We start from the raw sequence: 23,246 nt of genomic DNA on the forward strand, positions 1-23,246 counted from the left end.
TGTCTCCCCCCCTGCGCCGCTGCGCGGCTTCCCCAAGGGGTCAGTAATCAGCCTGCCAGTCCACCGTGATGCGGCGGGCCGTCAGGTCCACGCCATCCACATAGGCGGACACGAAGGGAATCATGCGTTCGGCGATCTGGGTCTTGCCGTCCACGGTCTCGGTGTATTCGAGCACCAGCACCGAGGTCGGGCCGGTGGGCATGAGGTCGCGCACCACACCCAGGTGCACACCCTCGCGGTTCACCACGTCCAGGCCGATCAGGTCGACCCAGTAGTACTCACCCTCGGGCGTGGCCGGAAAGGCACTGCGCGGCACGAAGATGCGCACGCCTTTGAGCGCCTCGGCCGCGTTGCGGTCGTCCACGCCTTCCAGCCGGGCGACCACGCCATCGGCATGGACCTTGATTTCGGCCACGGTAACGACAACGCAGCCCGTGAACGCCGAAAAGCCGCGCGCGAAGCGGGCTTCGGGCGGCTGCAGGAACCATTGGAAAGAGGCAAACAGCGCTTCGGTATCGGCGCTGTGCGGCAGGATGTGAACCCAGCCTTTGAGGCCCCACGGGTCCTGGATGCGTCCCAACTCCACCGCATCGCCCGGCAGGGACGATGCGCTGAAGACGCCAGGCGTGGGGCTGCTCACCAACGGCCTGTGATCAGGCGGCGGCCTTGGCAGCGTGTTGCTTGACCAGGCGGGCCACGGTGTCCGAAGGCTCAGCGCCCACACCGGTCCAGTAGGTCAGGCGGTCCAGGGCGATGCGCAGGGGCTCTTCACCGCCACGGGCCAGGGGGTTGTAGAAGCCGATGCGTTCGATGAAACGGCCATCGCGGCGGTTGCGCTTGTCGGCAACCACGATGTTGTAAAACGGACGGGCTTTTGCGCCGCCGCGGGAGAGTCGAATGACGACCATGATTTATCCTTCGGGTGGAGAAGCCCCAAGAGCGGGACTTCAGTGGGTTTTTTTGGCTGAATAAACCCCATTCATTGCGGCGCCTGAGACACACGACTGACCACCCGGCCAGCGAAACACCACAAAACCCGCGATTATAGCCCGTGTGGCACCCTTTTCAACACCAACCTCAACCCTCGCAAAAGCGCCCCGACATGCCCCTCATCCGTCCCAGCCGCGACGAAGATCTCGACGCCATCGCCCGCATTTACGGCCACCACGTGCTGCACGGCACCGGCACCTTTGAAACCACACCGCCGAGCCCGGCCGAAATGGGCACCCGGCGCGCCGACGTGCTGTCCAAGGGCCTGCCCTGGCTGGTGGCCGAAGAGGATGGACAGGTGCTGGGTTTTGCCTACGGCAACTGGTTCAAGCCGCGCCCGGCCTACCGCTTCTCGGTCGAGGACTCGATCTACCTGGCGCCCGAAGCCGCGGGCAAGGGACTGGGCCGCGCCCTGCTGGCCGAGCTGCTCGCCACGCTGGAGCGCGCGGGCGTGCGCAAGGTCATGGCCGTGATCGGGGATTCCGGCAACGCGGGGTCGGTCGGTGTGCACCGCGCGCTGGGCTTCGAGCAGGTGGGCGTGATCCAGTCCTGCGGCTGGAAGTTCGACCGCTGGCTCGACATCGTGCTGATGCAGAAGACCCTGGGTGCGGGCGACACCACGCCGCCCGAAACCAGCGGGACCCCCGCATGAGCGCGACCTGGGCGAAGAACAAGACGCTGGCCGCCTGGCTGGCCGTGCTCGGCGGCAGCATGGGTCTGCACCGCTTTTACCTGCGGGGCCTGGGCGACTGGATCGGCTGGCTGCACCCCATCGCCGCCGCGCTGGGCTGGTGGGGCGTGCAGCGCATCCAGACCCTGGGCCAGGACGACCAGCTCGCCTGGGTGCTGGTGCCGTTTCTCGGCAGCAGCATCGCGGCCGGCTGCCTGGCGGGCATCGTCTACGCGCTCAGCGATCGCGAAAAATGGAACCGCTGGTTCAACCCCGGCGCCGAAGACCAGGCCATCGCCGGCGGCACCAACTGGTTGACCATCGGTGCGCTGGTGCTGGCCATGCTGCTCGGCACCGTGGCCTTCATGGGCAGCCTCGCCTACGGCATCCAGCACTACTTCGAATACCAGATCGAAGAGGCGCGCAAGATCAGTCAATAAAAACCGGCTCCGCCGGGCCGCAGGTGTTGCCCCTGGAGGGGGTCGCGCGCAGCGCGGGGGGTGGACCTAGCCTATCCAGGACATGAGCAACATCACCAGACTGAGCGTGAACAGTGCCATCGCGGTGGACAGCCCCATGCCGGCGGTGATGGCCTCCTGGGCGACCTCGTAGCGCTGGGCAAACAGAAACACATTGGCGCCCATGGGCAGCGCGGCGGCCACCACCATCACGGTCAGCGGCAGACCGTTGATGCCAAAGGCCCAGGCGCTCACACCCACCAGCAGCGGCAGCACCAGGTTCTTGGACGCGGTGATCCACAGCGTGGTGCGGATCTCGCCGCCCAGCGGGGTGCGCGCCATGGTCACGCCCACCAGCACCAGCGCCAGCGGACCAAAGGCACTGCCCAGCAACTGCAACGGCTTGTCCACCACCACGGGCAGCACCCAGCCGGTCTGCGCGAACAGCAGGCCGCACAGGATGGGCAGCGGAATGGGGTGGATCAGCGCGCTCTTGAAGGCCGACCAGGTGGTGGCCAGCACGTGCGGCTGCGCCTGGCCGTTGGCGCGGTTCTCGCGCGCCACGGCGAGTTCGAGCACCACCGTGGCGACGGTCAGCAGCGTCAGGGCATGGATCGACACCAGGGTGAGCAGCGTCACCAGGCCTTCCTTGCCGTACGCCAACTCGACCAGCGTGATGCCGATCATCACCAGGTTGGAGAACACACCGCCCAGCGCCAGCACCACGCTGCGCCGGTTGAAACCGCGCCAGGCGATCGAGGCGCCCAGCAGACCGAGCGCGGCCAGGAAATAGGCGGCCAGGGGCCGCAGGTCCAGCGTTTCGACGTGCACGGCGCTCATGGTGCGAAACAGCAGCGCCGGGATCAGCAGCAGGAACACGAGGTTGGAGAGGTCCTTGACCGCCTCGTCGCGTATCCAGTGCAGCCGCCCGGCGAGGAAGCCGGCGGCAATCAGCAGGAAGACGGGAGTGAGGGAGGCGACGACGGGGTGGGCAGCAAGGTTCACCGGTCGATGGTATCGCCCGGGCGCCCGGCGGTCCGTCGCGGGGTCATTCGCGGCGCTGGCCGCTGGCCCCGCATCACTTCACGCCGACGGCCTCGGTCATGCGGTAGTACAGGCCGTAGGGGTCATTCTTCAACACGTGGAACCGCCCCTCCACGACCACCGCGCCCTGGCTGTATTTGACCGGCGCCTTGGTGCGCACCTCGACCATGCTCTCGGGCCCGCCGGGCGTGCAGAACGCGCAGGTCAGGGGCACCGACGCCAGCAGGAAATGGCGTTGCTGCTCACCCGCTTCGAGCGGCATCATGAAGCCCTGGATACGCTGCGTCTTCTGGTCCAGCGTGTTCACGGCCGCGGGGTACACGGGCACGATGCGCCGGTTCTCGATGCGCGTCTTCACATCGGTGAGCACCGACCAAGGCAGCACGTCTTCGCGTGGCTTGAGCGGCGCAAACGGCGACAGCGGACTGTGCACACCCGCACCCTGGCCCTGCACATGCGGCAACCCAGACGATGCCCCGGAACCCGACCCAGCACCCGTCACCGTTGACGGTTTGGCAGCCGGCACAGGCGCACCCAGCGGCGACGACAGCTGAGCGCTGGCCAGTCCGGAAAAACAAGCCAACAGCAAAAAGGTGCAACGAAAAAGAGGGTTCATAAAAAAGAGGGGGAACTCCCAACCCAGAACGCGGCGGAACCGGCTCCGCCGGGCCGCTCGCGTTGCCCCCTTGAGGGGGTGACGCGCCGCCAGTGCGGCGCGGCGCGGGGGTGGGCCGCATTCAGTGGCTGTGTTTCATCCCGCAGTATTTTCCTATCGCCAGACCCTTGCACGCGGCCTGGAGTTCCGCCAAACAGACATTTTCACCCTTGCCCGACTCCAGGCACTTGGCCGCGGCTTCGTGGGCGGCGGCCATGGCGCGGTGGCGCGCCACGTCTTCCTTGGTCTCCTGATCGGAGTGTTGGGCCAGGGCGGCGGTGCTCATCAGCGCCGCGGCGGCCAGGAACAGAAAAGTTGGTTTCATGGGAACGACCTCGAATTCAACAATGACATGACATCCACACGGTAAGCCCCGAGCGCCGGCACCAGCGCCGCCACCAGGGCCACCCCCAAAGCCAGCACGGGCACCCACACTTCGGTGGACACCCATTGCCAGCCCGCGATGGCGAGCGACTGCTCGGCCATCAACATCCCGCCCAGCAGCGCCGTCAACCCGTGCGCGGCCAGCAGGCCCAGCCCACAGGCCAGCACGGCCAGCCAGAAGGATTCACACAGCAGCAGCGCGCCCACCTTCCAGGGCGGCGCGCCCAGCATGCGCAGCATCGCCAGATCGGCACGGCGCTCGCGCACCGCGCTCCAGAGCGCGATGAACACCGACAGCGCCGCCACGCCGAGCAGCACCGCGCCCAGGCCCCGCAGCACCCGCGTGCCCACGCCCACCATGCCGAGCAGGCGTGTGATCTCCATCGCCGGGGCGGCGGCCTGCAGGGCGGTGCTGTCGTTGACGTAGCGCGGAAAGCTCAGCGCCGCGATCGGGCTGCGGTAGCGGATGAGCGCGAGCGTGACCTCGCGGTCGGCCTCGATGGCGGCGCGGTCTTCGTCGTCCATGTCGTCGCTGGCATGCATGTCGTCGTGCACCCGCCAGACCGATTCGGTGGCGGTGAGGATCAGGCGGTCCAGCACGCAGCCGCAGGGAGCAAGCACGCCGGTCACCGCATAGTGCGAATCGCCATGCACCGCGCCGCCCGAGCCCAGGCCGTGCGCGCCCACGAAGCCCTGCCCGACCTGCAGGCCGGTGGCGCGCGCCACCTGGGCGCCGAGCACCGCGTCCATGGGCCGCGCCCACAACGCGCCCTGGGCCAGCGTGGCGCCGTAGTGCGCCGGGTAGTCGGGCGTGGTGCCCACGATGCGAAAGCCCTGCAGGTTGTCGCCCAGACTCAGCGGGATCAGCCGCGCCACCTGCGGGTGTTGGCTCAAGGCCTGCACCTCGGCCAGCGGGATGTTGCCCGGCGGCACGTCCAGGTGGAACACGCCCGCCAGAATCAGTTGCAGCGGGCTGCCCTTGGCACCCACCACCACGTCGATGCCGGCCAGATCGCGCTCGAACGCACGGTCGATCTGGTCCTGCGCGATCAGCACGAAGGCCATGGACGCCAGCCCGAGCGACAACAGCAGCAGGTTGAGCAAGGTGGCCAGCGGGCGCGACCACAGGTAGCGCCAGGACAGCGTGAACACGTTCATGGGCCGACCTCGCCGACCCGTTCGCCAAACGCCAGCACCTGCGCATCGGGCAGCGCTTGCCGCACGCGAGCGTCGTGTGTGGCGATCACCAGCGTGGCGCCGCAGCCCTGTGCGCTGCGCCGCAGCAGGCCGATGGCGGCGGCGCAGGCCGTGTCGTCCAGGCTGGCCGTGGGTTCGTCGGCCAGGATCACGCGCGGGCGCAGCAGCACGGCGCGCGCGAGCGCCACGCGCTGCGCCTGCCCGCCCGAGAGCTGGTGGGGCCGGCGTGCCGCGAGCGCCCCCAGCTCCAGCGCCGCCAGCGCCTGGGCGATGGCGGGCCGGTCCACCGGCAGGCCGGCGGCGAAGTGGGCCAGCGCGAGGTTGTCCGCCACGGTGAGCGCGTCGCTCAGGTGCAGCCGCTGCGGCAGGAACCCAATGCAGCGTGCGCGCCAGGCGTCGCGCGCGCCGCCGGCCAGCGAGGCCAGCGCCTGATCGGCCACCACCAGCTCGCCCTCGGTGGCCGTGAGCAGCCCCGCCGCCAGCGCCAGCCAGGTGGACTTGCCGCTGCCCGACGCGCCTCGCAGCAGCAGCGTGCGGCCCTGCTGCACAGTCACATCGTCAAAACGCAGCACCACCTGCCCGCGCGGGTAGGCGTAGGCCAGGCCACGGGTCCGGATCACGCCGACGGTTCCCGCGCGGGGCCGTCCGCCCCGGGTTGCACGCAGCTCGCGCAGGTGCCGTGCACCGACAGATCGACGCGCTGCCCCTGGTGGCCCAGCAGGGCCAGGGTACGGAACAGGTCGTCGGCCACGGCGCGTGTGGGTTCGCTGGCCTCGGTCAGGCGGAACTGGCGGTGGCAGGCGTCGCACTCGAAGCGCGGCACCACGCCCTCCTGCGGCGTGTCGGCCAGGCTGAAGCGCCAAGTGCGGGCGCCGTCGTCGGCGTGGCGCTGCAGCACGCCACAGGCCGCCAGCCGGTCCAGCAGGCGGTAGAGCGTGACGCGGTTGAGGTCCAGCCCCCGGGCCGTGAGCGAGGCCAGCACCTGGGCGTGGCTGAGCGCGCTCTGGGGGTTGCCCAGAAACAGCCCGAGCACGGCGCGCGTGGCCAGGGTGCGGCGCAGGCCGGCGCGCTCCAGGCGCGTCTGCAGCTCGGCGGGCACCGTCACCGGTTCTTTGGGGGGGCGTGTGGACACGGGCATGCTTTCATTATCGCAACAAAGTTGCGTTAATATCGACGTTACTGCAATTCAGTTGCAACAGTTTAAACCCCATGCCACCACTCTCCCTCGCCTCGCCCGCCGAACCATCGGCTCCCGCGCTGGAACTGCGCGACCTCACCCTGGGCTACGACCGCCACCCGGCGGTGCACCACGTGAGCTTGCGCATCGCCCCGGGTTCGCTGGTGGCGCTGGTGGGGCCCAACGGCGCGGGCAAGTCCACCCTGATCAAGGCGCTGGCGGGCCAGCTCAAGCCGCTCAGCGGCGAGCTGCGCGGGCCGGCCCGCCAGCGCATCGCCTGGCTGCCGCAACACAGCGAACTCGACCGCAGCTTCCCGGTAGCCCTGCGCGACATGGTGGCCATGGGCCTGTGGCACCGCGTGGGCGCGCTGGGGCGCTTCACCGCCGAACACCGGCGGCTGTGCGACGCGGCGCTGGCTTCGGTCGGCCTCACCGGCTTCGAGCAGCGCGGCCTGGACACACTCTCGGGCGGCCAGTTGCAGCGCGCCCTGTTCGCACGCCTGATCCTGCAGGACGCGCCGGTGGTGCTGCTCGACGAGCCCTTCGCCGCGGTGGACAACCGCACCACCGACGACCTGCTCGCCCTGCTGCACCAATGGCACCGACAGGGCAAGACGGTGGTGGTGGTGCTGCACGACCTGGCGCAGGTGCGGGCGCACTTCCCGCTGACCCTGCTGCTGGCGCGCGAGCTGGTGGCCTGGGGGCCCACGGCGCAGGTGCTGACCGAGCCGCACTGGGCGCGGGCGCAGCGCATGCAGGAGCCTTTTGACGACGACGCGCCCCTGTGCGAGGCGCCGCCCGCCGAGGCCGCGCGGCCCCACGCCCACCCGGCGCAGGGAGCGCGGGCATGAACGACGCCGCCACGCTCTCCACCGGCTGGAGCCTGCTGCTGGCCAACCCGCTGCTCGGCCCTTTTCTCGAATTCGGCTTCATGCGCCGCGCGCTGCTGGGCTGCCTGGCACTCTCGCTGAGCGCCGCGCCAGTGGGCGTGTTCCTGATGCTGCGCCGCATGAGCCTGACCGGCGACGCCATGGCCCACGCCATCCTGCCGGGCGCGGCCATCGGCTACCTGGTCAGCGGCCTGTCGCTGGCGGCCATGACGGTCGGCGGCATCGCGGCCGGTCTCACCGTGGCCGTGGGCTCCGGCCTGGTGGCGCGCAACACCGTGCTGCGCGAAGACACCAGCCTGGCCGCGTTCTACCTGCTGTCGCTCGCGCTGGGCGTGCTCATCGTCTCGGTGCGCGGCAACAGCGTGGACCTGCTGCACGTGCTGTTCGGCACCGTGCTCGCGCTGGACGATCCCGCGCTGGCCCTGCTCGGCGGCATCTCGGCCGTGACGCTGGTTTCGCTCGCGCTGCTCTACCGCCCGCTGGTGCTGGAGTGCCTGGACCCGGGCTTCCTGCGCAGCGTGAGCGGCTGGAGCCCGGTGGCGCACTACGGCTTTCTCGCTCTGCTGGTGATCAACCTCGTGGCCGGCTTCCACGCGCTGGGCACGCTGATGGCGGTGGGCATCATGGTGCTGCCCGCGGCCACGGCGCGCTTCTGGGTGCGCCGCATCGGCCCGCTGCTGCTCGGCGCCACCGCGATCGCCCTGCTGGCCAGCCTGGCGGGCCTGCTGATCTCGTACCACGCCGACTGGCCCACCAGCCCGGTGATCGTGCTCAGCCTGGGCACGCTCTACCTCGCCTCCCTGCTCCTGGCTCCACACGGTGTGCTGCGCCAGCAGCGCCCCGCTTCTTCCCACCTACGCGCCTGAACACCCCCCAAGGAAACCACCATGACCACCATCCACACCCGAACCCTGCGCCGCACGGCCCTGATCGCCACCGGCCTGTCGCTCACCCTGGCGAGCCCTGCCCTGTGGGCGCAAGCCGCCGCGCCCGTCAAGGCCGTGGCCAGCTTCAGCATCCTCGGCGACCTGGTGCGCCAGGTCGGCGGCGATCGCGTGGCGGTGGAGGTGCTGGTGGGCCCGGGCAGCGACGCCCATGTGTTCCAGCCCACGCCCGCGCAGGCCAAACTGGTCGGCCAGGCGCAGATCGTGTTCTCCAACGGCCTGGGCTTCGAGGGCTGGATGAGCCGCCTGCTCAACACCGCCGGCTACAAGGGCTGGCACGTGGTGGCCAGCCGGGGCATCAAACCCCTGCACAACGAGGAAGCCGGTGAACACAAGCACGGCGGCCACGGCCATGAAGAGGCCGACCCGCACGCCTGGCAAAGCGCGCCCAACGTGATGGCCTACGTGGGCAACATCGCCAAAGGCCTGTGCGAAGCCGACGCCAGCGGCTGCGACAGCTACCAGCGCAACGCGGTGGCCTACAACGCGCAGCTCAAGGCGCTGGACACCGACATCCGCGCCCTCTGGGCCGCCATCCCGGCACCGCAACGCAAGGTGATCACCTCGCACGACGCCTTTGGCTACTACGCCAGCGCCTACGGCGTGAGCTTCCTCGCGCCCCAGGGCGTGAGCACCGACAGCGAGGCCTCGGCCAAGGGCGTGGCGCAATTGGTGCGCCAGATCAAGAAGGAGCAGATCAAGGCCCTGTTCGTCGAGAGCATTTCCGACCCGCGCCTGATCGCCCAGATCGGCCGCGAGACCGGCGTGAAGCCGGCCGGCGAGCTGTTCTCCGACTCGCTGTCCGACGCCAAGGGCCCGGCCGCCAGCTATCTCGCCATGATGCGTTTCAACACCACGGCGCTGACGCAGGCCGTGCGCGGCGAGTGAAGGCCACCACGGGCTTCACCGGCGCTGCCAGGCCCGCCACTCGCTGGCCATCGGACACTTTTTTTGCACGACCATGACATCCCCCGCAGACTTCCATCATCACCGCCGCCATGTCCTGGGCATGGCGTCAACGGCCGCCCTGCTACCGTCGGCCTGGCCGCTGCTGTCCCACGCCCAAGGCACACCGCGCCCGCTCAAGGTCGTCTCGCCCTGGGAGGTGTCCAACCTCGACCCGTCCAAGACCGGCTACGTCTTCACCCGCCTGGAGATCGCCGAAACTCTGGTCGAAGTGAATGGCCAGGGCCTGCTCACCGGCGGTCTGGCGCGCAGCTGGAGCACGGCGCCCAACGGTCTGGAGTGGCGTTTTGCGCTGCGGCCGACCGCCCGCTTTCACGACGGCAGTGCCGTCACCGCCGAGGCCGTGGCCGCCTGCCTGCGGCGTGCGCTGGCGCAGCCCGGGGTCTTGCGCAACACCGGCCTGCAGCAGATCCAGGCGCACGGCGGCGAGGTGGTGTTCAGACTCGCCAAGCCGTTCAGCGCCCTGCCCGCCTTCCTGGCCCACAGCAGCGCGCTGATCCTCGCGCCGGCCGCGTTCGCGGCCGACGGCAGCGTCAAGCGCCTGATCGGCTCCGGCCCCTACCAGGTGGTCGAAGTGAACCCGCCGCAGTCGATGCGTGTGCGCCGTTTCGACGGCTACGACGGACGCCAACCCGTGATCGAGGCGGTGGACTACCTGGGCGCTTCGCGGGGTGAGACCCGCGGCATGCTGGCCAGCAGCGGCCAGGCCGACCTGGTGTTCACGCACGACCCGGTGAGCTTCGGGCGCCTGCGCCAGAACCGCAAACTCCAGCTGCACATGCAGGCCCTGCCGCGCAGCATCTACCTCAAGGTCAACGCGGACCACCGCTTCCTGTCGGACCTGCGGGTGCGCCGCGCGCTGAGCCTGGCGCTGGACCGCCCCGGCATGGCCGCCTCGCTGCTGCGCGCGCCCGAAGCCGCCGCCTCGCAGCTGTTTCCGCCCGGCATGGGCGAATGGCATGTGCGCGGTCTGACACCCCTGACGCAGAACCTTGAACAAGCGCGCCAGCTGCTGCGCGCGGCCGGCTGGCAAGCGGCTGCCGATGGCATCTTGCGCAACCAAGACGGCCAGCCGTTCAAGCTCACGCTGCGCACCTTCTCCGACCGCCCCGAGCTGCCGCCCATGGCCACCGCCATCCAGGCCCAGTTCAAGGCCGTGGGCATCGACATGGCGGTCTCCGTCGGCAACTCCAGCGAGATCCCCAGTGGCCACCAGGACGGCACGCTGGAGCTGGCCCTGCTGGCGCGCAACTACGGTCTGGTGCCCGACCCGCTGGGCACGCTGCTGCAGGACTTCGGCCCCCAGGGTGGCGACTGGGGCGCCATGGGCTGGCACAGCGCCCAGGTGAGCCAGACCCTGGCCGACATGAGCCGGTCGGTGGACCCCCAGCGCCGCTCGGCGCTGCGCGGCGCCATCGCCACCGTGCTGCAGGCCGAGCTGCCGGTGATCCCGGTGGCCTGGTACCAGCATTCGGTGACCGCGAGCCTGCGCCTGAGCAAGGTGAGCATCGACCCGCTGGAGCGCAGCTACCGCATCAGCCGCATGGGCTGGGCCGCGTGATGCGCTGGCACCGCTGGAGCCGCCTGCTGTTGCAGGCGGTGTTCGCGCTGCTCGCCGTGGGCACGCTGTGTTTCGTGATGGCCGAGTCGCTGCCCGGCGATGCGGCCTACCGCATCGCGGCCGGCCGCTACGGTTACGACGTGGTCAGCACCGAGATCGCACAGGCCGTGCGCGCCGAGCTGGGCCTGGACCGCCCGCCGGTCGAGCGCTGGGCCGCCTGGGTGGTGCAAGTGGCCCAGGGCCGGCTGGGCAACTCCATGGTGCTGGGCGACCCGGTGGTGGACCTGGTGCGCCACCAGCTCGGCCACACCGTCTACCTGTCCCTCGTGGCCTGGCTGATGGCGGTGGCGCTGGGGCTGACGCTCGGTCTGTGGACCGCGCTGCGCCCGGCCGGCTGGCTGCGCCGCGCGGTGGACGGCCTCAACACGGTGCTGCGGGCCAGCCCTTCGTTCCTGCTCGGCGTGCTGCTGTCCACCGTGCTGGCGGTGGAGCTGGACTGGCTGCCCGTCGCCGGGCACGGCGAGCTGGACCACGTGCTGCTGCCCGCGCTCACGCTGGCGCTCGCGCTGTGCCCGGGCTTCACCCAGGTGGTGCGCGACGCGGCCCTCAGGCTGCTGGGCTCCGACGCGTTCGAGTTCGCCCAGGTCAAGGGCCTGCCGCTGGCCGCCGCGCTGTGGCGCCACGCGCTGCCTCAGACGCTGCTGGCCACGCTGGCCTATGCGGGCGTGCAACTCGTGCTGCTGGTCGAGGGCATGGTGGTGGTGGAAACGCTGTTCGCCTGGCCCGGCATCGGCCATGCGCTGGTGCACGCCGTCGTCGCGCGCGACGTGCCCATGATCCAGGGCACCGCGCTGGCCATGGCGCTGCTGTTCGTGCTGCTCAACGGACTGATCGACCTGCTGCTGCACCGCCTGGACCCGCGCCTGGCCGACGCACAGGCCGCGCGGAAAGGCGGCGCCCCCCAAGCGCAGGAGAACGCCACATGACCCATTTTCAACGCGCTGCCCTGGGCCTGCTGCTGCTCATCGCCGCCGTGGCCCTGCTCACCCCGTGGCTGGCCCCCGACCCACACACCCAAGACCTCATGGCTTCACTGCAATCCCCCGATGCGCGCCACTGGTTGGGCACCGACCACCTGGGCCGTGACCAACTGGCCCGCCTGGGCGAAGGCCTGCGCACCTCGCTCGGCCTGGCACTGGCCTCTGCCCTGCTGGCGGTGGCCGTGGGCACGGCGCTGGGCCTGCTCGCCGCCGCCCGCGGCGGCTGGGTGGACCGGCTGCTGTCGGTGGCCGCCGACGCGGTCGCCTCCATCCCCGGCCTGCTCTGGGTGCTGCTGATCGCGGCGCTCGCGCCCGGCCAGAAATGGGCGCTCTACAGCGGCCTGGTGCTGACCGCCTGGGTGGAGTTCCATCGCCTGGTGCGCTCGCACGCGCGCTCGGCCCTGCTGGGGCAGCCGGTGCAGGCCGCGCGCCTGCTGGGTTTCGGGCCCTGGTACGTGATGCGCTGGCATGTGCTGCGGCCCATCGCCGGCGTGCTGGCGCGGCTGTGGGCCTACGCCGTGGCCACCGCCGTGCTGGCGATCGCGGCGCTCGGTTTTGTCGGCGTCGGCCTGCGCCCACCGCAGGCCGAGCTGGGCCTGATGATGACCGAGGCCCTGCCCTATTACTACGAAGCGCCGTGGTTGCTGGCTGCGCCGGTGGTGGCGCTGGTGCTGGTGATCGGCTCGCTGCAAGCCCTGGTGGGGCGCGAAGCACACGGTCAAACGGCGGGAGCAGCGGCATGAGCGCCACACCCAGCAACGATGTGGCGCTGCGGGTTCAAGAACTCGGCATCACGCTGCTGCCGACCCGTGCCCACCCAGAGGGCCGCCCCCTGCTGCAGGGCTGCAGCTTCGATCTGCGCGCCGGCGAGCGCCTGACCCTCGTCGGCGAATCGGGCGCGGGCAAATCACTGCTGGCCCAGGCCATCATGGGCACGCTGCCCGCCGTCATGCTCGCCAGCGGCCGGGTACAGATCGCGGGCCGCGACACGGATGGCCGGCGCGCGCTCACGCAGCCCTTGTGGGGCCGGCAGATCGTGATGCTGCCGCAGGAACCCTGGACCGCGCTCAACCCGGTCATGCGTCTGCGCACCCAGGTGGCCGAGGCCGGCCACTTTGCCGCCGGCCGGCCGTGGCCAGCGGCTTTCGAGCGCGCCGACCTGCACCTGGCCGCGCTCGGCCTGTCCCAGGCCGGGCGGCAGTGGCTGCACCAGGTCTCGGGCGGCATGGCGCAGCGCGTGGGCGTGGCCTGCGCCAGCCAGAGCGATGCGAGCGTGCTGATCGCCGACGAACCCACCAAGGGTCTGGACGCGGGGGCCTGCGAACAGGTGGCGCAGTTGCTGGCCAACGCGCAGCGGCAAGGCCAGGCGCTGCTAACCATCACCCACGACCTTGACCTGGCCCTGCGCCTGGGCGGGCGCGTGGCCGTGATGCGGCAGGGCCGGATCGTCGAACAGGGCGAGGTGCAAACCGTGCTGGCGGCGCCGCAGCACCCCTACACCCAGGAACTCATCGCGGCCCAGCCGCGCCACTGGCCTGGCCTGGCGCCCGCTCGCCAGCAGGACGGCAGCGAGGCCTTGATCACCACCGAGGCACTGGGCGTCACGCTGGGCGGGCGCACCATCCTGCGCGATGCCACGCTGTGCATCGCCGCGGGCGAATCGGTGGCGGTGGTCGGCCCCAGCGGTTGCGGCAAGACCACGCTGGGCAACGCGCTGGTGGGTGTGCAGCCACCCACGCAGGGCCGGGTGCGGCGCCGCGATGGCGTGGAGCGCTGGCGCTTCCAGAAGCTCTACCAGGACCCGGTGGCCTCGTTCGCGCCACAGCAGACCGTGCGCCAGGGCATCAGCGACCTGCTGCGCCTGCACCGTCTCGCCCCTGCGCCCATCGCGCACTGGCTGCAACGCCTGCGGCTGGCCGATGAGCTGCTGGACCGGAAGCCCCACGAAGTGTCGGGCGGCGAGCTGCAGCGCCTGGCCATCCTGCGCGCCATGCTGCTGCAACCGGCCTTCGTGTTCGCCGACGAACCGACCTCGCGACTGGACGCGCTGACCCAGCGCGACACCATGCGGGCCCTGTGCGGGGCCATGGCCGAGAGCGGCTGCGCGCTGCTACTGGTCAGCCACGACCCGCACCTGGCGCAGAGCAGCACCCAGCGCCAATGGCAGATCCATGGAAGGCAGTTGATGGCCAACGCGGTAAGCTGAGCGGTTGTTGTTCACCGCCACCGCCCGCCCATGCCCTTTTCCCACCTGTTGCTCGCCCTGGCCGTCGTCTTCGTCTGGGGCACCAATTTCGTGGTGATCCGATGGGGCCTGGACGGTCTGCCGCCTTTCCTGTTCGCCACGCTGCGCTTCACGTTTTCCGCCCTGCCCTGGCTGCTGTTCGTGCCGCGCCCCACCGCGCCCTGGCGGAAGATGGCCGCGTTCGGCGTGTTGCTGGGCGTGGGCCAGTTCGGCCTCTTGTTCCTGGCCATGCGCAGCAGCATCTCGCCCGGGCTGGCCTCGCTGGTGGTGCAGGTGCAGGTGTTTTTCACCATCGGCCTGTCGCTGCTGCTGATGCGCGAACACGTGCGCGGCTTCCAGATCGCGGGCCTGCTGCTGGCGCTGGCCGGTCTGGGCGTGATCGCCCTGAACCTGGACGCCGCCGTGGTCACGTGGCTGGGTCTGGCCCTGGTGCTGTCGGCCGCCTTCTTCTGGGCCTGCGCCAACCTGGTGATCAAGTCGCTCGGCCCGGTGAACATGCTGCACTTCATGGTCTGGAGCAGCGTGTTCGCGGTGCCGCCGCTGTTCGCGCTGTCCTGGCTGCTCGAAGGCCCGCAGCTGATGCAGAGCGCCGTGGTGCAGGCCAGTCCGCTGGTGTGGGCCAGCGTGCTCTGGCAGGCGCTGGGCAACACGCTTTTTGGCTACGGCCTGTGGAACTGGCTGCTGGCCCGCCACCCGGCCGCCACCGTCACGCCGCTGGCGCTGCTGGTGCCGGTGTTCGGCATGGGGGCTTCGGCCCTGTCGCTGGGCGAATCGCTGCCGGGGTGGAAGCTGGGCGCAGCGGCGCTCGTGCTCAGCGGTTTGGCCGTGATCGTTCTGTGGCCACGGCTGCGAGCCCGCCTGAACTGAGTCGGGTTACCTGGCCAGGCGAGCGAAGGTCTTGCGGAACTTCGCCACCTTGGGCGCGGCCACGGCCATGCAATAGCCCTGGTGCGGGTTGCGTTCGAAGAAGTCCTGGTGGTAGTCCTCGGCGGGCCAGTAGTTCGCCAGCGGCACGAGTTCGGTCACGACCGGGCGGTCAAAGGCCTTGTCGCGCGCGAGTTCGTCCAGCAGCGCCTGCGCGGTCTCGCGCTGTTCATCGTTGGTGAAGTAGATGCCGCTGCGGTACTGCGTGCCTGCGTCGTTGCCCTGGCGGTTGAGCGTGGTCGGGTCGTGGATCACGAAGAAGATCTCCAGGATCTCGCGGGTGCTGATCACGGCCGGGTCGTACACCAGCTTCACTACCTCGTTGCAGCCGGTGCGGCCAGTGCACACGTCTTCGTAACTCGGTCGTTCGGCCTGGCCGTTGCTGTAGCCCGACTCGACGTCGGTCACACCGCGCACCTCTTTGTAAACAGACTCGGTGCACCAGAAGCAGCCGCCGCCGAGCACGATGGTCGTTAGGGTCATGGTTGATTCTCCTTGGCCCGCAGTATGGGACAAGCACCAAGCACCCACCGCCCCTGGGGTCGGCCGCGTCAGGCTTGTTTCGGCCAGGCGATGCTCGCACCCGCCAGACGGGACCGCAGCGCCTGCAAGTCGTCCGGCGTGTCCAGGTCGGTGACGTAGGCGTCGCGGTCGGCCTGGAGCCACTGTGTCGAGCCGGTGTGGGCCAACATCCACGCCCGCACCGCATGGGGCCAGGGCTGCCCGGCAACCGCCTGCACGGCCTGCCAGGACAGCAGCACCGGATGACCGCGCACGCCGCCGACCACGGGCACCTGCGCCTGCGTGTGCGCGGGTCGTTGCGCCCAGGCTCGCAGCAGTGGCCGGATGTCGTCGGCCGCCAGCAGCGGCAGGTCCGCCACCAGCAGCATCAGGTCGGTGCCCAGCTGCTGCCGCAGGTGTTCATGCACCGCCAGCCGCTGTGAGGCCGCCAGTTCGTCCGCGGGCCCGCCGTGCCGGATGACCTGCACTTCGCAGCGCCGGGCAAGCGCCAGCAGGGTGTCGGCGTACGGGCCGATCACGACGCTGATGGCCTCAATGCCCGACCGGCGCAGCGCGCGCACCAGCCGCTCGAACAGGCTTTCCCCATCGATCAGCAACGCCGGTTTGGGCACACCACCCAGGCGACGGCCCAGCCCGGCCGCCAACAGGGTGGCCGCCACCGGGGCGCCGGGGTGCACGGGCAGGTTCATCTATTCACACCGGGCAGCTGGCCGGCAGGTCTGCGGGTGCAGCCCCACCGTCCAGCCACGTGGCCTTGCCTTCGGCCACCGGCACCGGCGTGGCCCGCTGAATGCCGTTCTTCGCCGCCACCACCTCGGCCATGATGGACAGGGCGATCTCGGCCGGCGTCTTGCTGCCGATGTACAGGCCGGCCGGCCCGTGCAGCGCGTCCAGCTCCGCCTCGCCCAGGCCGAAGTGTTCGCGCAGGCGCTCGCGCCGCAGCGCGGTGTGGCGTCGCGAGCCGATGGCGCCCACATAGAAGGCCTCGGACTGCAGCGCGTCGATCAGGGCCAGATCGTCGAGCTTGGGGTCGTGCGTCAGCGCCACCACGGCCGTGCGCGCGTCGGGCTGGAGGCGCAGCACCAGGTCGTCCGGCATCTCGTGGCTGAGGGTCACGCCGTCGAGTGACCAGCTGGCGCGCTGTTCCTCGCGCGGGTCGCAGACGATGACTTCGAAATTCAGGCTCAGCGCCATCTGACTCAGGAAGCGCGAGAGGTCGCCCGCGCCGATGAGGATCAGCCGGTGGCGCGGCCCGAAGTGGGTCACCAGCGCGTCGTCGCTCAGCTCCGGCACGCCGTCGCGCCGGCCCAGTTGCAAGTCCACCGCGCCGCTGTGCAGGTCCAGCCGACGTTCTGTGCTGCGCCGCTCCAGGTTGGCCTGCAGCAGCTCGGGCAGCTGGCTGTGCGCGGCCACCGGCTCCAGCACCAGTTCCACCGTGCCGCCGCAGGGCAGGCCGAAGCGGTGCGCCTGGTCGGCCGAGATGCCGTAGCGCAGCGTGGCGGGCCGGCCCTGCGCGCACACCGCGTCCAGGCCCTCTTCGCGCACGCGGCGGATCAGGTCGTCCTCGATGCAGCCGCCCGAGACCGAACCCACGGTTTCACCCCGGCCGTTGATGGCCATGAGCGAGCCCGGTGGCCGGGGCGACGAGCCCCAGGTGCGCGTCACCGTGACGAGCAACACGGGCAGGCCCGCCGCGTGCCAGGCCTGCGCCGCGCGCAGGACTTGGGTGTCCAAGTCTTCCATAGCGGTATTCATCACGCCAGCTTGAATGGCAGCTCGCGCAGCGGCTTGCCAGTGAGGCGGCTGATGGCGTTGGCAAAGGCCGGCGCCAGCGGTGGCAGGCCCGGTTCGCCCATGCCGGTGGGTGGGTCGGCGCTGGGCACGGTGTGCACGCTGATGGCCGGCATGTCGGTCATGCGCGCCACCGTGTAGTCGCCGAAGTTCTGCTGCTCGACCACGCCGTCCTTGAGCGTGATGGCCGCCCCCGGCAGGCACATGCCCAGGCCCATCAGGGCCGCGCCCTGCACCTGCGTCTCCAGCGTGCGCGGGTTGACCACCAGGTTGCAGTGCACGCCGGCCGTGGCCGTGTGCAGCACGGGCTGGCCGTCTTTCACCGAGGCCTCGACCACGTAGGCCACCACCGACTCGAACGACTCGTGCACCGCCACGCCCCAGGCGCGGCCTGCAGGCAACTGCTTCTTGCCGTAGCCGCTCTTGTCCACCGCCAGCTGCAGGGCGGCGCGGTGGCGCGGGTGCTCGGCGCCCATGAGCTTCATGCGGTAGGCCACCGGGTCCTGGTTGGTCTCGCGGGCGATCTGGTCGATCAGCGTTTCCATGACGAAGGCCGTGTGGGTGCTGCCCACGCTGCGCCACCACAGCACCGGCACGTTCTGCTTGGGGTGATGCACCGTCAGCCGCATGGGCAGCGGGTACGGCGCGCGCATGCCCTCCACGGCGGTGATGTCAACGCCGTTCTTGACCATCATCGCTTCGAAGGGCGAACCGGCCAGGATGGACTGGCCCACGATCACGTGGTCCCAGGCCAGCACCTTGCCGGTCGCGTCAAAGCCGACCTGCGCGCGGTGCAGGTGCATGGGGCGGTAGTAGCCGCCCTTGATGTCGTCCTCGCGGCTCCACAGCGTGCGCACCGGCTCGCGCAGGCCGGCGGCCTGGGCCGCCTTGGCGATGGTGCAAGCCTCCACCACGTAGTCGCTGGTGGGGATGGCACGTCTGCCAAACCCGCCGCCGGCGGACTGCACCAGCACCTTCACCTGCTCGGGCTTGAGGCCCAGGGTCTTCGCGGCGGCCATGCCGTCCAGGCCCGGCATCTGCGAGCCGACCCACAGCGTGGCGCCCTGCTCGGACAGCTCCACCGTGCAGTTCAGGGGCTCCATGGGCGCGTGCGCCAGGTAGGGAAAAACGAACTCGGCCTCGATCTTTTTCGGCGCGTTCGCGAGCGGCGCCATGTCGGCGTCGAAGTGTTTCGCGCCGGGTTGGCCGGCCAGTTCGCGGTACTGCACCAGCTGGCGGGCGCTGTCCACCTTCTCGACAGCGCTGGCGTCCCACTCCAGCTTGAGCGCGTCGCGCGCGGTCTTGGCGGGCCAATAGCCGTCGGCGATCACCGCCACGCCCTCGGCACCGCGGTCCAGCGGCACGCGCAGCACCGCCTTCACGCCCTTGACGGCGCGCGCTGCGGTGTCGTCCACCGACTTCAGCTTCGCGCCGAACACGGGCGGGCGCGCAACCACGGCGGTGAGCTGGCCGGGGCGGCGCACGTCGATGCCGAAGTCCTGCCGGCCGCTGCTCTTGGCGGCGGCGTCCAGCCGCGTGGTGGGCTGGCCGATCAGGCGGAACTGCTTAGGGTCCTTGAGCGTGACGCTGGCGGGCACCGGCAAGGCCATCGCGGCTTCGGCCAACTCGCCGTAGCCCAGGCGCCGGCCACCGGCGCCGAGCACCGCGCCGTTCTGTGTGCGCAGGCTGGCGGCGTCCACGCCCCAGCGCGTGGCGGCCGCCTGCACCAGCATGGCCCGGGCGCGGGCGCCCAGCTCGCGGTACTGCGTGAAGCTGTGTTTGATGGAGTTGGAACCGCCCGTGAGGTGCATGCCAAACCGCGGGTCGGCGTAGGCCATGTCGTTGGTGCCCAGCTGGCTGCGCACCTTGCTCCAGTCGGCGTCCAGTTCCTCGGCCAGGATCATGGGCAGCGCGGTCTGCACGCCCTGGCCGAACTCCAGCCGGTTGACCGTGACGGTGACGATGCCGTCGGGCGCGATGGCCACGAAGGCACCGGGCATCTCCACCGGCTTGAGGGCGGCGGGGGCAGCGGCGCCCTGGCTCTGCGCGGCCAGCGGGAACAGGCCCAGCGCAAAGCCGCTGGCCGCGCCCAGCTTGAGGAAGGTGCGGCGCGGCAGCTCGGCCACGGGCGCCGCCGCCTGGTCGCGCGCCAGCAGGTGTTGCAGCGCGCGTGGGAGTTCTTGCATCGAATGGGTGAACATGGTGGGTGCTCCTTCAGGCCAGGTTGCGCGCGGCGTCGGCCACGGCGGCGCGGATGCGGGCGTAGGTGCCACAGCGGCAGACGTTGCCGGCCATGGCGGCGTCGATGTCGGCGGCGCTCGGTTGTTTACCCTTGGGCAGTGTTTTGAGGAAAGCGGTGGCGCTCATGATCTGGCCGCTCTGGCAGTAGCCGCACTGCGCCACGTCGTGCTTCACCCAGGCGTCGCGCACGGCGCGGCCCACGCGGTCGTCTCCCCCGGTGACGGCTTCGATGGTGGTGATCTTCTTGCCCTCGACGCTGCTGATGGGCGTGACGCAGGAGCGCACGGCCTGGCCGTCGACGTGCACGGTGCAGGCGCCGCACAGGGCCGCGCCACAGCCGAACTTGGTGCCGGTCAGGCCCAGCGAATCGCGCAGCGCCCATAGCACGGGCGTGGAGGGATCGACGTCGAGCTGCTGGGCGCGACCGTTGACTTGCAAGGTGGTCATGGGGGATCTCCTGGAAACATGGGGAACGGGGATGCGGGTTCCCGTGGCCGCAACCCCGGGAAGGGCGCCAGTGTCGTCTCGGGGCCCCGCCCGGCGTTAGCCTGAACCTGCGCCATGTTTGCCCAATCCTGCGACCGCCCTGCACAAACGGGCAAGGGCCGATACCATGGGCCGCCGAGACAACACCGCCCTGCCTTGCCATGCCCGTCCCTTCTTCCTCCTCCCCACCCGCGCCCGGCGCGCGCGCATCCATCGTCCGGCGTTTGCTGGAGCGGGCGATCGACGGTCCACCGCAACAGCCCCCCGAGATTCCGGGGCTGGTGCTTATCCGCGTCGACCAGCCCTACCTGAACATCTGCAGCGTCTATGAACCCTGCGTGGCCGTGATCGCGCAGGGCAGCAAGCGGATCGTGCTGGGTGACGAGACCCTGTGTTACGGCGAAGACCGCTACCTGATCACGTCGATGGACCTGCCAGTGAGGTCGGCCGTGGTCGAAGCCAGCGCCGAGCGGCCGTACCTCGGCGTGGCGCTGCGCCTGGACTGGCGCGAGATCGCCTCGCTGATGCTGGAGTCACCCGCGTCCGTGCCCGCGCCCATGCTGGGCGGCGCCGCCCGCGACAGCCGCGCCATGACCACCGGCGCCCTCACCGCGCCGCTGCTCGAAGCCTTTGACCGACTGCTCGGCCTGCTGGACCAGCCCGAGCACATTCCGGCGCTGGCGCCGCTGATCAAACGCGAGATCCACTACCGCCTGCTCACGGGCGAAGCCGGGGCGCGCCTGCGCCAGATCGCCACCGTGGACACCCAGAGCCACCAGGTCGCGCGCGCCATCGCCAGCCTCAACGCCCGCTTCACCGAGCCCTTGCGGGTCGAGGCGCTGGCCCGCGAATCGGGCATGAGCCTCTCGACCTTCCACCACCATTTCAAGACGCTGACGGCCATGAGCCCGCTGCAGTACCAGAAGCAGCTGCGCCTGACCGAGGCGCGCCGCCTCATGCTGTCCGAAGGCATGGACGCGTCCACCTCGGCGTTTCGCGTCGGCTACGAAAGCCCGTCGCAGTTCAGCCGCGAGTACCGGCGCATGTTCGGCGCCCCGCCGTCGAAAGACATCGCCGATTTCCGCTGGCAGCAGGAGCCCGTGGCGGCCTGACGGGCGAACGTCCCACGGAACGTCGCCCCCGTGGACGGTGCGATGGCGCCCGCTGCGGGCTCACTCGGCGTGCAGCCACTCGCGCAATGTGCCCAGATGGGCCGTCAGCGCCGCGAGCAGGGTCTTTTGATGGATGCCGGCGCGCGCCTCGCGCGGCACCGTGGTGTCGAAGCGCGAACGGCGCAGCACCTCGCCCTGGGCATTGCTCAAGGACAGGGTCCAGGTCGCCTTCTCCAGGTCGCCGGCCTGCTGGCGCTGCAGGTCCAGTGTGAGCGTGGCGGGCTCGCTCCCGTTGTGGCCCATGTCCTGGCGCTGCAGGAAGTCGGCGGTCAGGGTGGTCAGCGGCGTGACATCGCCCGGTGCCACATCGCCCGTGACCGCCAGGCCCACGCTGTGCGGGGCTGGCCCGAAGAGGTTGGACGACATCACGAAGGCGTTTTCCTGCGTGGCCCGCAGATGGGCCCGCACCCGCTCGGTCAGTTGGGGCAGGTCGTTGCCCTCGAAGTCGTCGGCGATCGGGTCGAAGCCCAGGGTGTTGTACAGGCGCCCGAAGGCGATGTGCGCGTTGGCGTAGGCGTTGGCGCGCTGGTAGGCGCCCAGCACGGCGCGGGCCTGGGTGCGGATCGCTTCGAGTTCGCTCTCCAGCCGGGCCGAGACCGAGGCGCGCGTGAACGCGGCCAGGCGCGTGTCCACCTGCGCGGCCTGGTCGGCCAGCTTGAAATCTTCCAGCGCCATACGGTAGCGCTCGGCGCTCACGCGGGCCTGCGTGAGGATGGCCATGGACAAGGCCATGCGGCGGGCCTCGTCAGTCTGCGCCTGGTAGGCCTGGGCGTTCTTCATCGCCGGGACCGACACCAGCCGCATCAGGTTCCAGGCCAGGCTCAGGCCGCCTTCGCTCCAGCTGTTGTTGTACAGAAAGCGGTTGGAGTCGAACTGGCGCCCGTAGCTGAAACTGATGCCGGGCAACAGGGCCAGCATCTGCTTGCGCGCCTCGTCGGCGGTGATGCGCCGGCGCAGGTCTTCCTCGCGCAGCTCCGGGCGCTGCAACAGCGCCATGTCTTCGAGCTGGGTGACGTCTTTGGGCGCCGCGGGCAAGGCCACCTCGTCGGCCTCGGCGACCTGGAAGTCCACGCCGGGGGGCACGTTCATCAGGGCGGCGAGTTCGCGTTTGGCGAACTCCAGGTCCTGGCGGCGCTGGTTGAGCAGCACGGTGGCGTCGAGCAGGGCGCGCTGGTAGGCCAGGGCCACGCCGGGCGGAATGATCTTCTGCGTCTCGGCCTCACGCGAGCGGGCCAGCGCCAGCGAGGCTTTCTGCAGCACCTCGTCCGCCTGGGCGTTGAGACGCTGCGCGCCCAGGGCGCGCCAGTAGGCGGCCCGCACGTCCTGCAGCATGTTCTGCACGACTTTGCGGCGGCGCTCTTCGGAGATCAGGAACTGGTCGCCCTGCTGGCGCGCGCGGTAGTACGAGACGCCGAAGTCCAGCGCGTTCCAGCTGAATTCGATGCCGCGCGTGTGGTGGCGGCGTTCGTCCGAACGGGTCGGGTTGCTCGACGCCGCACCGTCCAGCAGACCGATGCTGGTGCCGCCCGAGTCGTTGCTGCGCTCGTTGTAGCCCGCACTGGCCACCAGTTGCGGCAGCATGTCGTAACGGGTGTGGTTGGCCAGACCCTGGGCCAGCGCGGACTCCATCTTCTTGAGGCGGTAGTCCAGGTTGTATTTGAGGGCGCGGGCCACCGCTTCTTCCATGGTGATGGCGGCGGTGATGGGGGCCTGGCCGCTGTACATCCTGGCGGTGTCTTGCAAGACGCGCTCGCGCACCTCGTCCTGGGTCAGGGCCTTGGGGGCCACGGTGCAGCCGGCCAGCAGCGCCGCGCAGGCCAGGGCCAGCGCGATCCGCGGCCCGGGGGCACGGGTCAGGGATGGGGTGTTCATGGTGTGCATTCCTCTTC

General features: G+C 70.3%; 25 protein-coding genes. 11 read left to right on the forward strand and 14 right to left on the reverse strand.

What is annotated here, in order from left to right:
- Positions 1 to 40: 40 nt before the first annotated feature.
- Together rimM and rpsP are read right to left on the reverse strand one after the other, a co-directional pair.
- Positions 41 to 640 (reverse strand): ribosome maturation factor RimM, encoded by a 600-nt coding sequence (rimM, locus tag HTA01S_RS14695; RefSeq protein WP_068173511.1) that lies wholly within the window; start codon positions 638 to 640, stop codon positions 41 to 43.
- Between the two features lie 13 nt (positions 641 to 653).
- Entirely contained in the window at positions 654 to 908 is a 255-nt protein-coding gene (rpsP, locus tag HTA01S_RS14700) for a 30S ribosomal protein S16 (protein ID WP_068173104.1), read from the reverse strand.
- A 194-nt stretch (positions 909 to 1,102) separates the two neighbouring features.
- Here rpsP and HTA01S_RS14705 point away from each other — a divergent pair, with 194 nt between their 5' ends.
- Positions 1,103 to 1,642 (forward strand): GNAT family N-acetyltransferase, encoded by a 540-nt coding sequence (locus HTA01S_RS14705; RefSeq protein WP_068173109.1) that lies wholly within the window; start codon positions 1,103 to 1,105, stop codon positions 1,640 to 1,642.
- Positions 1,639 to 2,100, forward strand: a complete 462-nt coding sequence (locus HTA01S_RS14710; RefSeq protein ID WP_068173112.1) for a TM2 domain-containing protein — start codon at positions 1,639 to 1,641, stop codon at positions 2,098 to 2,100. Before HTA01S_RS14705 ends, HTA01S_RS14710 begins: the two co-directional genes overlap by 4 nt.
- Positions 2,101 to 2,166: 66 nt before the next feature.
- Here the strand turns inward: HTA01S_RS14710 and HTA01S_RS14715 are convergent, their stop codons facing one another.
- The 6 genes from HTA01S_RS14715 to HTA01S_RS14740 form a co-directional block, all read right to left on the reverse strand.
- Entirely contained in the window at positions 2,167 to 3,123 is a 957-nt protein-coding gene (locus HTA01S_RS14715) for an AEC family transporter (protein ID WP_068173115.1), read from the reverse strand.
- A 73-nt stretch (positions 3,124 to 3,196) separates the two neighbouring features.
- Positions 3,197 to 3,595, reverse strand: coding sequence for a DUF3299 domain-containing protein (locus HTA01S_RS14720; protein WP_322788365.1), 399 nt, complete (start codon positions 3,593 to 3,595; stop codon positions 3,197 to 3,199).
- 304 nt (positions 3,596 to 3,899) lie between these two features.
- Positions 3,900 to 4,142 carry a hypothetical protein gene (locus HTA01S_RS14725; RefSeq protein WP_068173120.1) on the reverse strand — a complete coding sequence of 81 codons (243 nt, stop codon included), beginning with the start codon at positions 4,140 to 4,142 and terminating at the stop codon, positions 3,900 to 3,902.
- On the reverse strand, positions 4,139 to 5,359 hold the full coding sequence (locus HTA01S_RS14730; protein WP_068173122.1) for an ABC transporter permease: 1,221 nt from the start codon (positions 5,357 to 5,359) through the stop codon (positions 4,139 to 4,141). The genes HTA01S_RS14725 and HTA01S_RS14730 overlap by 4 nt, the downstream gene beginning before the upstream one ends.
- The gene (locus HTA01S_RS14735) at positions 5,356 to 6,018 is read right to left on the reverse strand and encodes an ATP-binding cassette domain-containing protein (RefSeq protein ID WP_068173125.1); all 663 of its coding nucleotides are present in this window, start codon (positions 6,016 to 6,018) and stop codon (positions 5,356 to 5,358) included. The genes HTA01S_RS14730 and HTA01S_RS14735 overlap by 4 nt, the downstream gene beginning before the upstream one ends.
- Positions 6,015 to 6,530, reverse strand: a complete 516-nt coding sequence (locus tag HTA01S_RS14740; protein WP_245638096.1) for a Fur family transcriptional regulator — start codon at positions 6,528 to 6,530, stop codon at positions 6,015 to 6,017. Before HTA01S_RS14740 ends, HTA01S_RS14735 begins: the two co-directional genes overlap by 4 nt.
- Positions 6,531 to 6,607: 77 nt before the next feature.
- Between HTA01S_RS14740 and aztA the strand changes: the two genes are divergently transcribed.
- The 8 genes from aztA (at position 6,608) to HTA01S_RS14780 (ending at position 15,088) form a co-directional block, all read left to right on the forward strand.
- A complete protein-coding gene (aztA, locus tag HTA01S_RS14745; RefSeq protein WP_068173128.1) occupies positions 6,608 to 7,426 on the forward strand; it encodes a zinc ABC transporter ATP-binding protein AztA in 819 nt (272 codons plus the stop codon).
- A complete protein-coding gene (locus HTA01S_RS14750) occupies positions 7,423 to 8,331 on the forward strand; it encodes a metal ABC transporter permease (protein ID WP_084236125.1) in 909 nt (302 codons plus the stop codon). The genes aztA and HTA01S_RS14750 overlap by 4 nt, the downstream gene beginning before the upstream one ends.
- A 21-nt stretch (positions 8,332 to 8,352) precedes the next feature.
- The gene (locus HTA01S_RS14755) at positions 8,353 to 9,297 is read left to right on the forward strand and encodes a metal ABC transporter substrate-binding protein (RefSeq protein ID WP_068173130.1); all 945 of its coding nucleotides are present in this window, start codon (positions 8,353 to 8,355) and stop codon (positions 9,295 to 9,297) included.
- Positions 9,298 to 9,370: 73 nt separating this feature from the next.
- A complete protein-coding gene (locus HTA01S_RS14760; RefSeq protein WP_068173133.1) occupies positions 9,371 to 10,936 on the forward strand; it encodes an ABC transporter substrate-binding protein in 1,566 nt (521 codons plus the stop codon).
- Positions 10,936 to 11,922, forward strand: a complete 987-nt coding sequence (locus HTA01S_RS14765) for an ABC transporter permease (RefSeq protein WP_068173135.1) — start codon at positions 10,936 to 10,938, stop codon at positions 11,920 to 11,922. The genes HTA01S_RS14760 and HTA01S_RS14765 overlap by 1 nt, the downstream gene beginning before the upstream one ends.
- The gene (locus tag HTA01S_RS14770) at positions 11,919 to 12,719 is read left to right on the forward strand and encodes an ABC transporter permease (protein ID WP_068173139.1); all 801 of its coding nucleotides are present in this window, start codon (positions 11,919 to 11,921) and stop codon (positions 12,717 to 12,719) included. The genes HTA01S_RS14765 and HTA01S_RS14770 overlap by 4 nt, the downstream gene beginning before the upstream one ends.
- Positions 12,716 to 14,182 carry an ABC transporter ATP-binding protein gene (locus HTA01S_RS14775; RefSeq protein ID WP_068173143.1) on the forward strand — a complete coding sequence of 489 codons (1,467 nt, stop codon included), beginning with the start codon at positions 12,716 to 12,718 and terminating at the stop codon, positions 14,180 to 14,182. The genes HTA01S_RS14770 and HTA01S_RS14775 overlap by 4 nt, the downstream gene beginning before the upstream one ends.
- Positions 14,183 to 14,212: 30 nt before the next feature.
- Positions 14,213 to 15,088, forward strand: coding sequence for an EamA family transporter (locus tag HTA01S_RS14780; RefSeq protein WP_068173146.1), 876 nt, complete (start codon positions 14,213 to 14,215; stop codon positions 15,086 to 15,088).
- A 6-nt stretch (positions 15,089 to 15,094) separates the two neighbouring features.
- Here the strand turns inward: HTA01S_RS14780 and msrA are convergent, their stop codons facing one another.
- The 5 genes from msrA to HTA01S_RS14805 all read right to left on the reverse strand — a co-directional run bounded on the left by msrA (position 15,095) and on the right by HTA01S_RS14805 (position 20,146).
- Positions 15,095 to 15,628, reverse strand: coding sequence for a peptide-methionine (S)-S-oxide reductase MsrA (gene msrA / locus HTA01S_RS14785; protein WP_068173149.1), 534 nt, complete (start codon positions 15,626 to 15,628; stop codon positions 15,095 to 15,097).
- Positions 15,629 to 15,696: 68 nt separating this feature from the next.
- Positions 15,697 to 16,356, reverse strand: coding sequence for a nucleotidyltransferase family protein (locus HTA01S_RS14790; RefSeq protein WP_068173152.1), 660 nt, complete (start codon positions 16,354 to 16,356; stop codon positions 15,697 to 15,699).
- Positions 16,357 to 16,360: 4 nt separating this feature from the next.
- Positions 16,361 to 17,410 carry an XdhC family protein gene (locus HTA01S_RS14795; RefSeq protein WP_068173156.1) on the reverse strand — a complete coding sequence of 350 codons (1,050 nt, stop codon included), beginning with the start codon at positions 17,408 to 17,410 and terminating at the stop codon, positions 16,361 to 16,363.
- 11 nt (positions 17,411 to 17,421) lie between these two features.
- A complete protein-coding gene (locus HTA01S_RS14800; RefSeq protein ID WP_068173159.1) occupies positions 17,422 to 19,659 on the reverse strand; it encodes a xanthine dehydrogenase family protein molybdopterin-binding subunit in 2,238 nt (745 codons plus the stop codon).
- A gap of 13 nt (positions 19,660 to 19,672) precedes the next feature.
- Complete coding sequence (locus HTA01S_RS14805) at positions 19,673 to 20,146, reverse strand: (2Fe-2S)-binding protein (RefSeq protein ID WP_068173162.1); 474 nt, start codon at positions 20,144 to 20,146, stop codon at positions 19,673 to 19,675.
- Positions 20,147 to 20,346: 200 nt separating this feature from the next.
- On the opposite strand from HTA01S_RS14805, the gene HTA01S_RS14810 reads away from it, so the two are divergent.
- Positions 20,347 to 21,297: an AraC family transcriptional regulator gene (locus tag HTA01S_RS14810; protein WP_084236126.1), complete on the forward strand. Its 951-nt coding sequence runs from the start codon at positions 20,347 to 20,349 to the stop codon at positions 21,295 to 21,297.
- 60 nt (positions 21,298 to 21,357) lie between these two features.
- Here HTA01S_RS14810 and HTA01S_RS14815 read toward each other — a convergent pair whose 3' ends face one another.
- A complete protein-coding gene (locus tag HTA01S_RS14815) occupies positions 21,358 to 23,229 on the reverse strand; it encodes a TolC family protein (RefSeq protein ID WP_245638097.1) in 1,872 nt (623 codons plus the stop codon).
- Between the last annotated feature and the right edge of the window lie 17 nt (positions 23,230 to 23,246).

The sequence above is a fragment of the Hydrogenophaga taeniospiralis CCUG 15921 genome, assembly GCF_001592305.1.
Classification (GTDB): Bacteria; Pseudomonadota; Gammaproteobacteria; order Burkholderiales; family Burkholderiaceae_C; genus Hydrogenophaga; species Hydrogenophaga taeniospiralis.

Bases quoted from the DNA above. Each gene is read 5' to 3' on its own strand.
- HTA01S_RS14750 (WP_084236125.1), top strand. From the start codon at position 7,423: ATGAACGACGCCGCCACGCTCTCCACCGGCTGGAGCCTGCTGCTGGCC.
- HTA01S_RS14815 (WP_245638097.1), bottom strand. From the start codon at position 23,229: ATGAACACCCCATCCCTGACCCGTGCCCCCGGGCCGCGGATCGCGCTG.
- HTA01S_RS14800 (WP_068173159.1), bottom strand. From the start codon at position 19,659: ATGTTCACCCATTCGATGCAAGAACTCCCACGCGCGCTGCAACACCTG.
- HTA01S_RS14730 (WP_068173122.1), bottom strand. From the start codon at position 5,359: ATGAACGTGTTCACGCTGTCCTGGCGCTACCTGTGGTCGCGCCCGCTG.
- HTA01S_RS14755 (WP_068173130.1), top strand. From the start codon at position 8,353: ATGACCACCATCCACACCCGAACCCTGCGCCGCACGGCCCTGATCGCC.
- HTA01S_RS14760 (WP_068173133.1), top strand. From the start codon at position 9,371: ATGACATCCCCCGCAGACTTCCATCATCACCGCCGCCATGTCCTGGGC.
- rpsP (WP_068173104.1), bottom strand. From the start codon at position 908: ATGGTCGTCATTCGACTCTCCCGCGGCGGCGCAAAAGCCCGTCCGTTT.
- HTA01S_RS14805 (WP_068173162.1), bottom strand. From the start codon at position 20,146: ATGACCACCTTGCAAGTCAACGGTCGCGCCCAGCAGCTCGACGTCGAT.
- HTA01S_RS14810 (WP_084236126.1), top strand. From the start codon at position 20,347: ATGCCCGTCCCTTCTTCCTCCTCCCCACCCGCGCCCGGCGCGCGCGCA.
- HTA01S_RS14765 (WP_068173135.1), top strand. From the start codon at position 10,936: ATGCGCTGGCACCGCTGGAGCCGCCTGCTGTTGCAGGCGGTGTTCGCG.
- HTA01S_RS14725 (WP_068173120.1), bottom strand. From the start codon at position 4,142: ATGAAACCAACTTTTCTGTTCCTGGCCGCCGCGGCGCTGATGAGCACC.
- HTA01S_RS14775 (WP_068173143.1), top strand. From the start codon at position 12,716: ATGAGCGCCACACCCAGCAACGATGTGGCGCTGCGGGTTCAAGAACTC.
- HTA01S_RS14710 (WP_068173112.1), top strand. From the start codon at position 1,639: ATGAGCGCGACCTGGGCGAAGAACAAGACGCTGGCCGCCTGGCTGGCC.
- aztA (WP_068173128.1), top strand. From the start codon at position 6,608: ATGCCACCACTCTCCCTCGCCTCGCCCGCCGAACCATCGGCTCCCGCG.
- msrA (WP_068173149.1), bottom strand. From the start codon at position 15,628: ATGACCCTAACGACCATCGTGCTCGGCGGCGGCTGCTTCTGGTGCACC.
- HTA01S_RS14795 (WP_068173156.1), bottom strand. From the start codon at position 17,410: ATGGAAGACTTGGACACCCAAGTCCTGCGCGCGGCGCAGGCCTGGCAC.
- HTA01S_RS14770 (WP_068173139.1), top strand. From the start codon at position 11,919: ATGACCCATTTTCAACGCGCTGCCCTGGGCCTGCTGCTGCTCATCGCC.
- HTA01S_RS14790 (WP_068173152.1), bottom strand. From the start codon at position 16,356: ATGAACCTGCCCGTGCACCCCGGCGCCCCGGTGGCGGCCACCCTGTTG.
- HTA01S_RS14705 (WP_068173109.1), top strand. From the start codon at position 1,103: ATGCCCCTCATCCGTCCCAGCCGCGACGAAGATCTCGACGCCATCGCC.
- HTA01S_RS14780 (WP_068173146.1), top strand. From the start codon at position 14,213: ATGCCCTTTTCCCACCTGTTGCTCGCCCTGGCCGTCGTCTTCGTCTGG.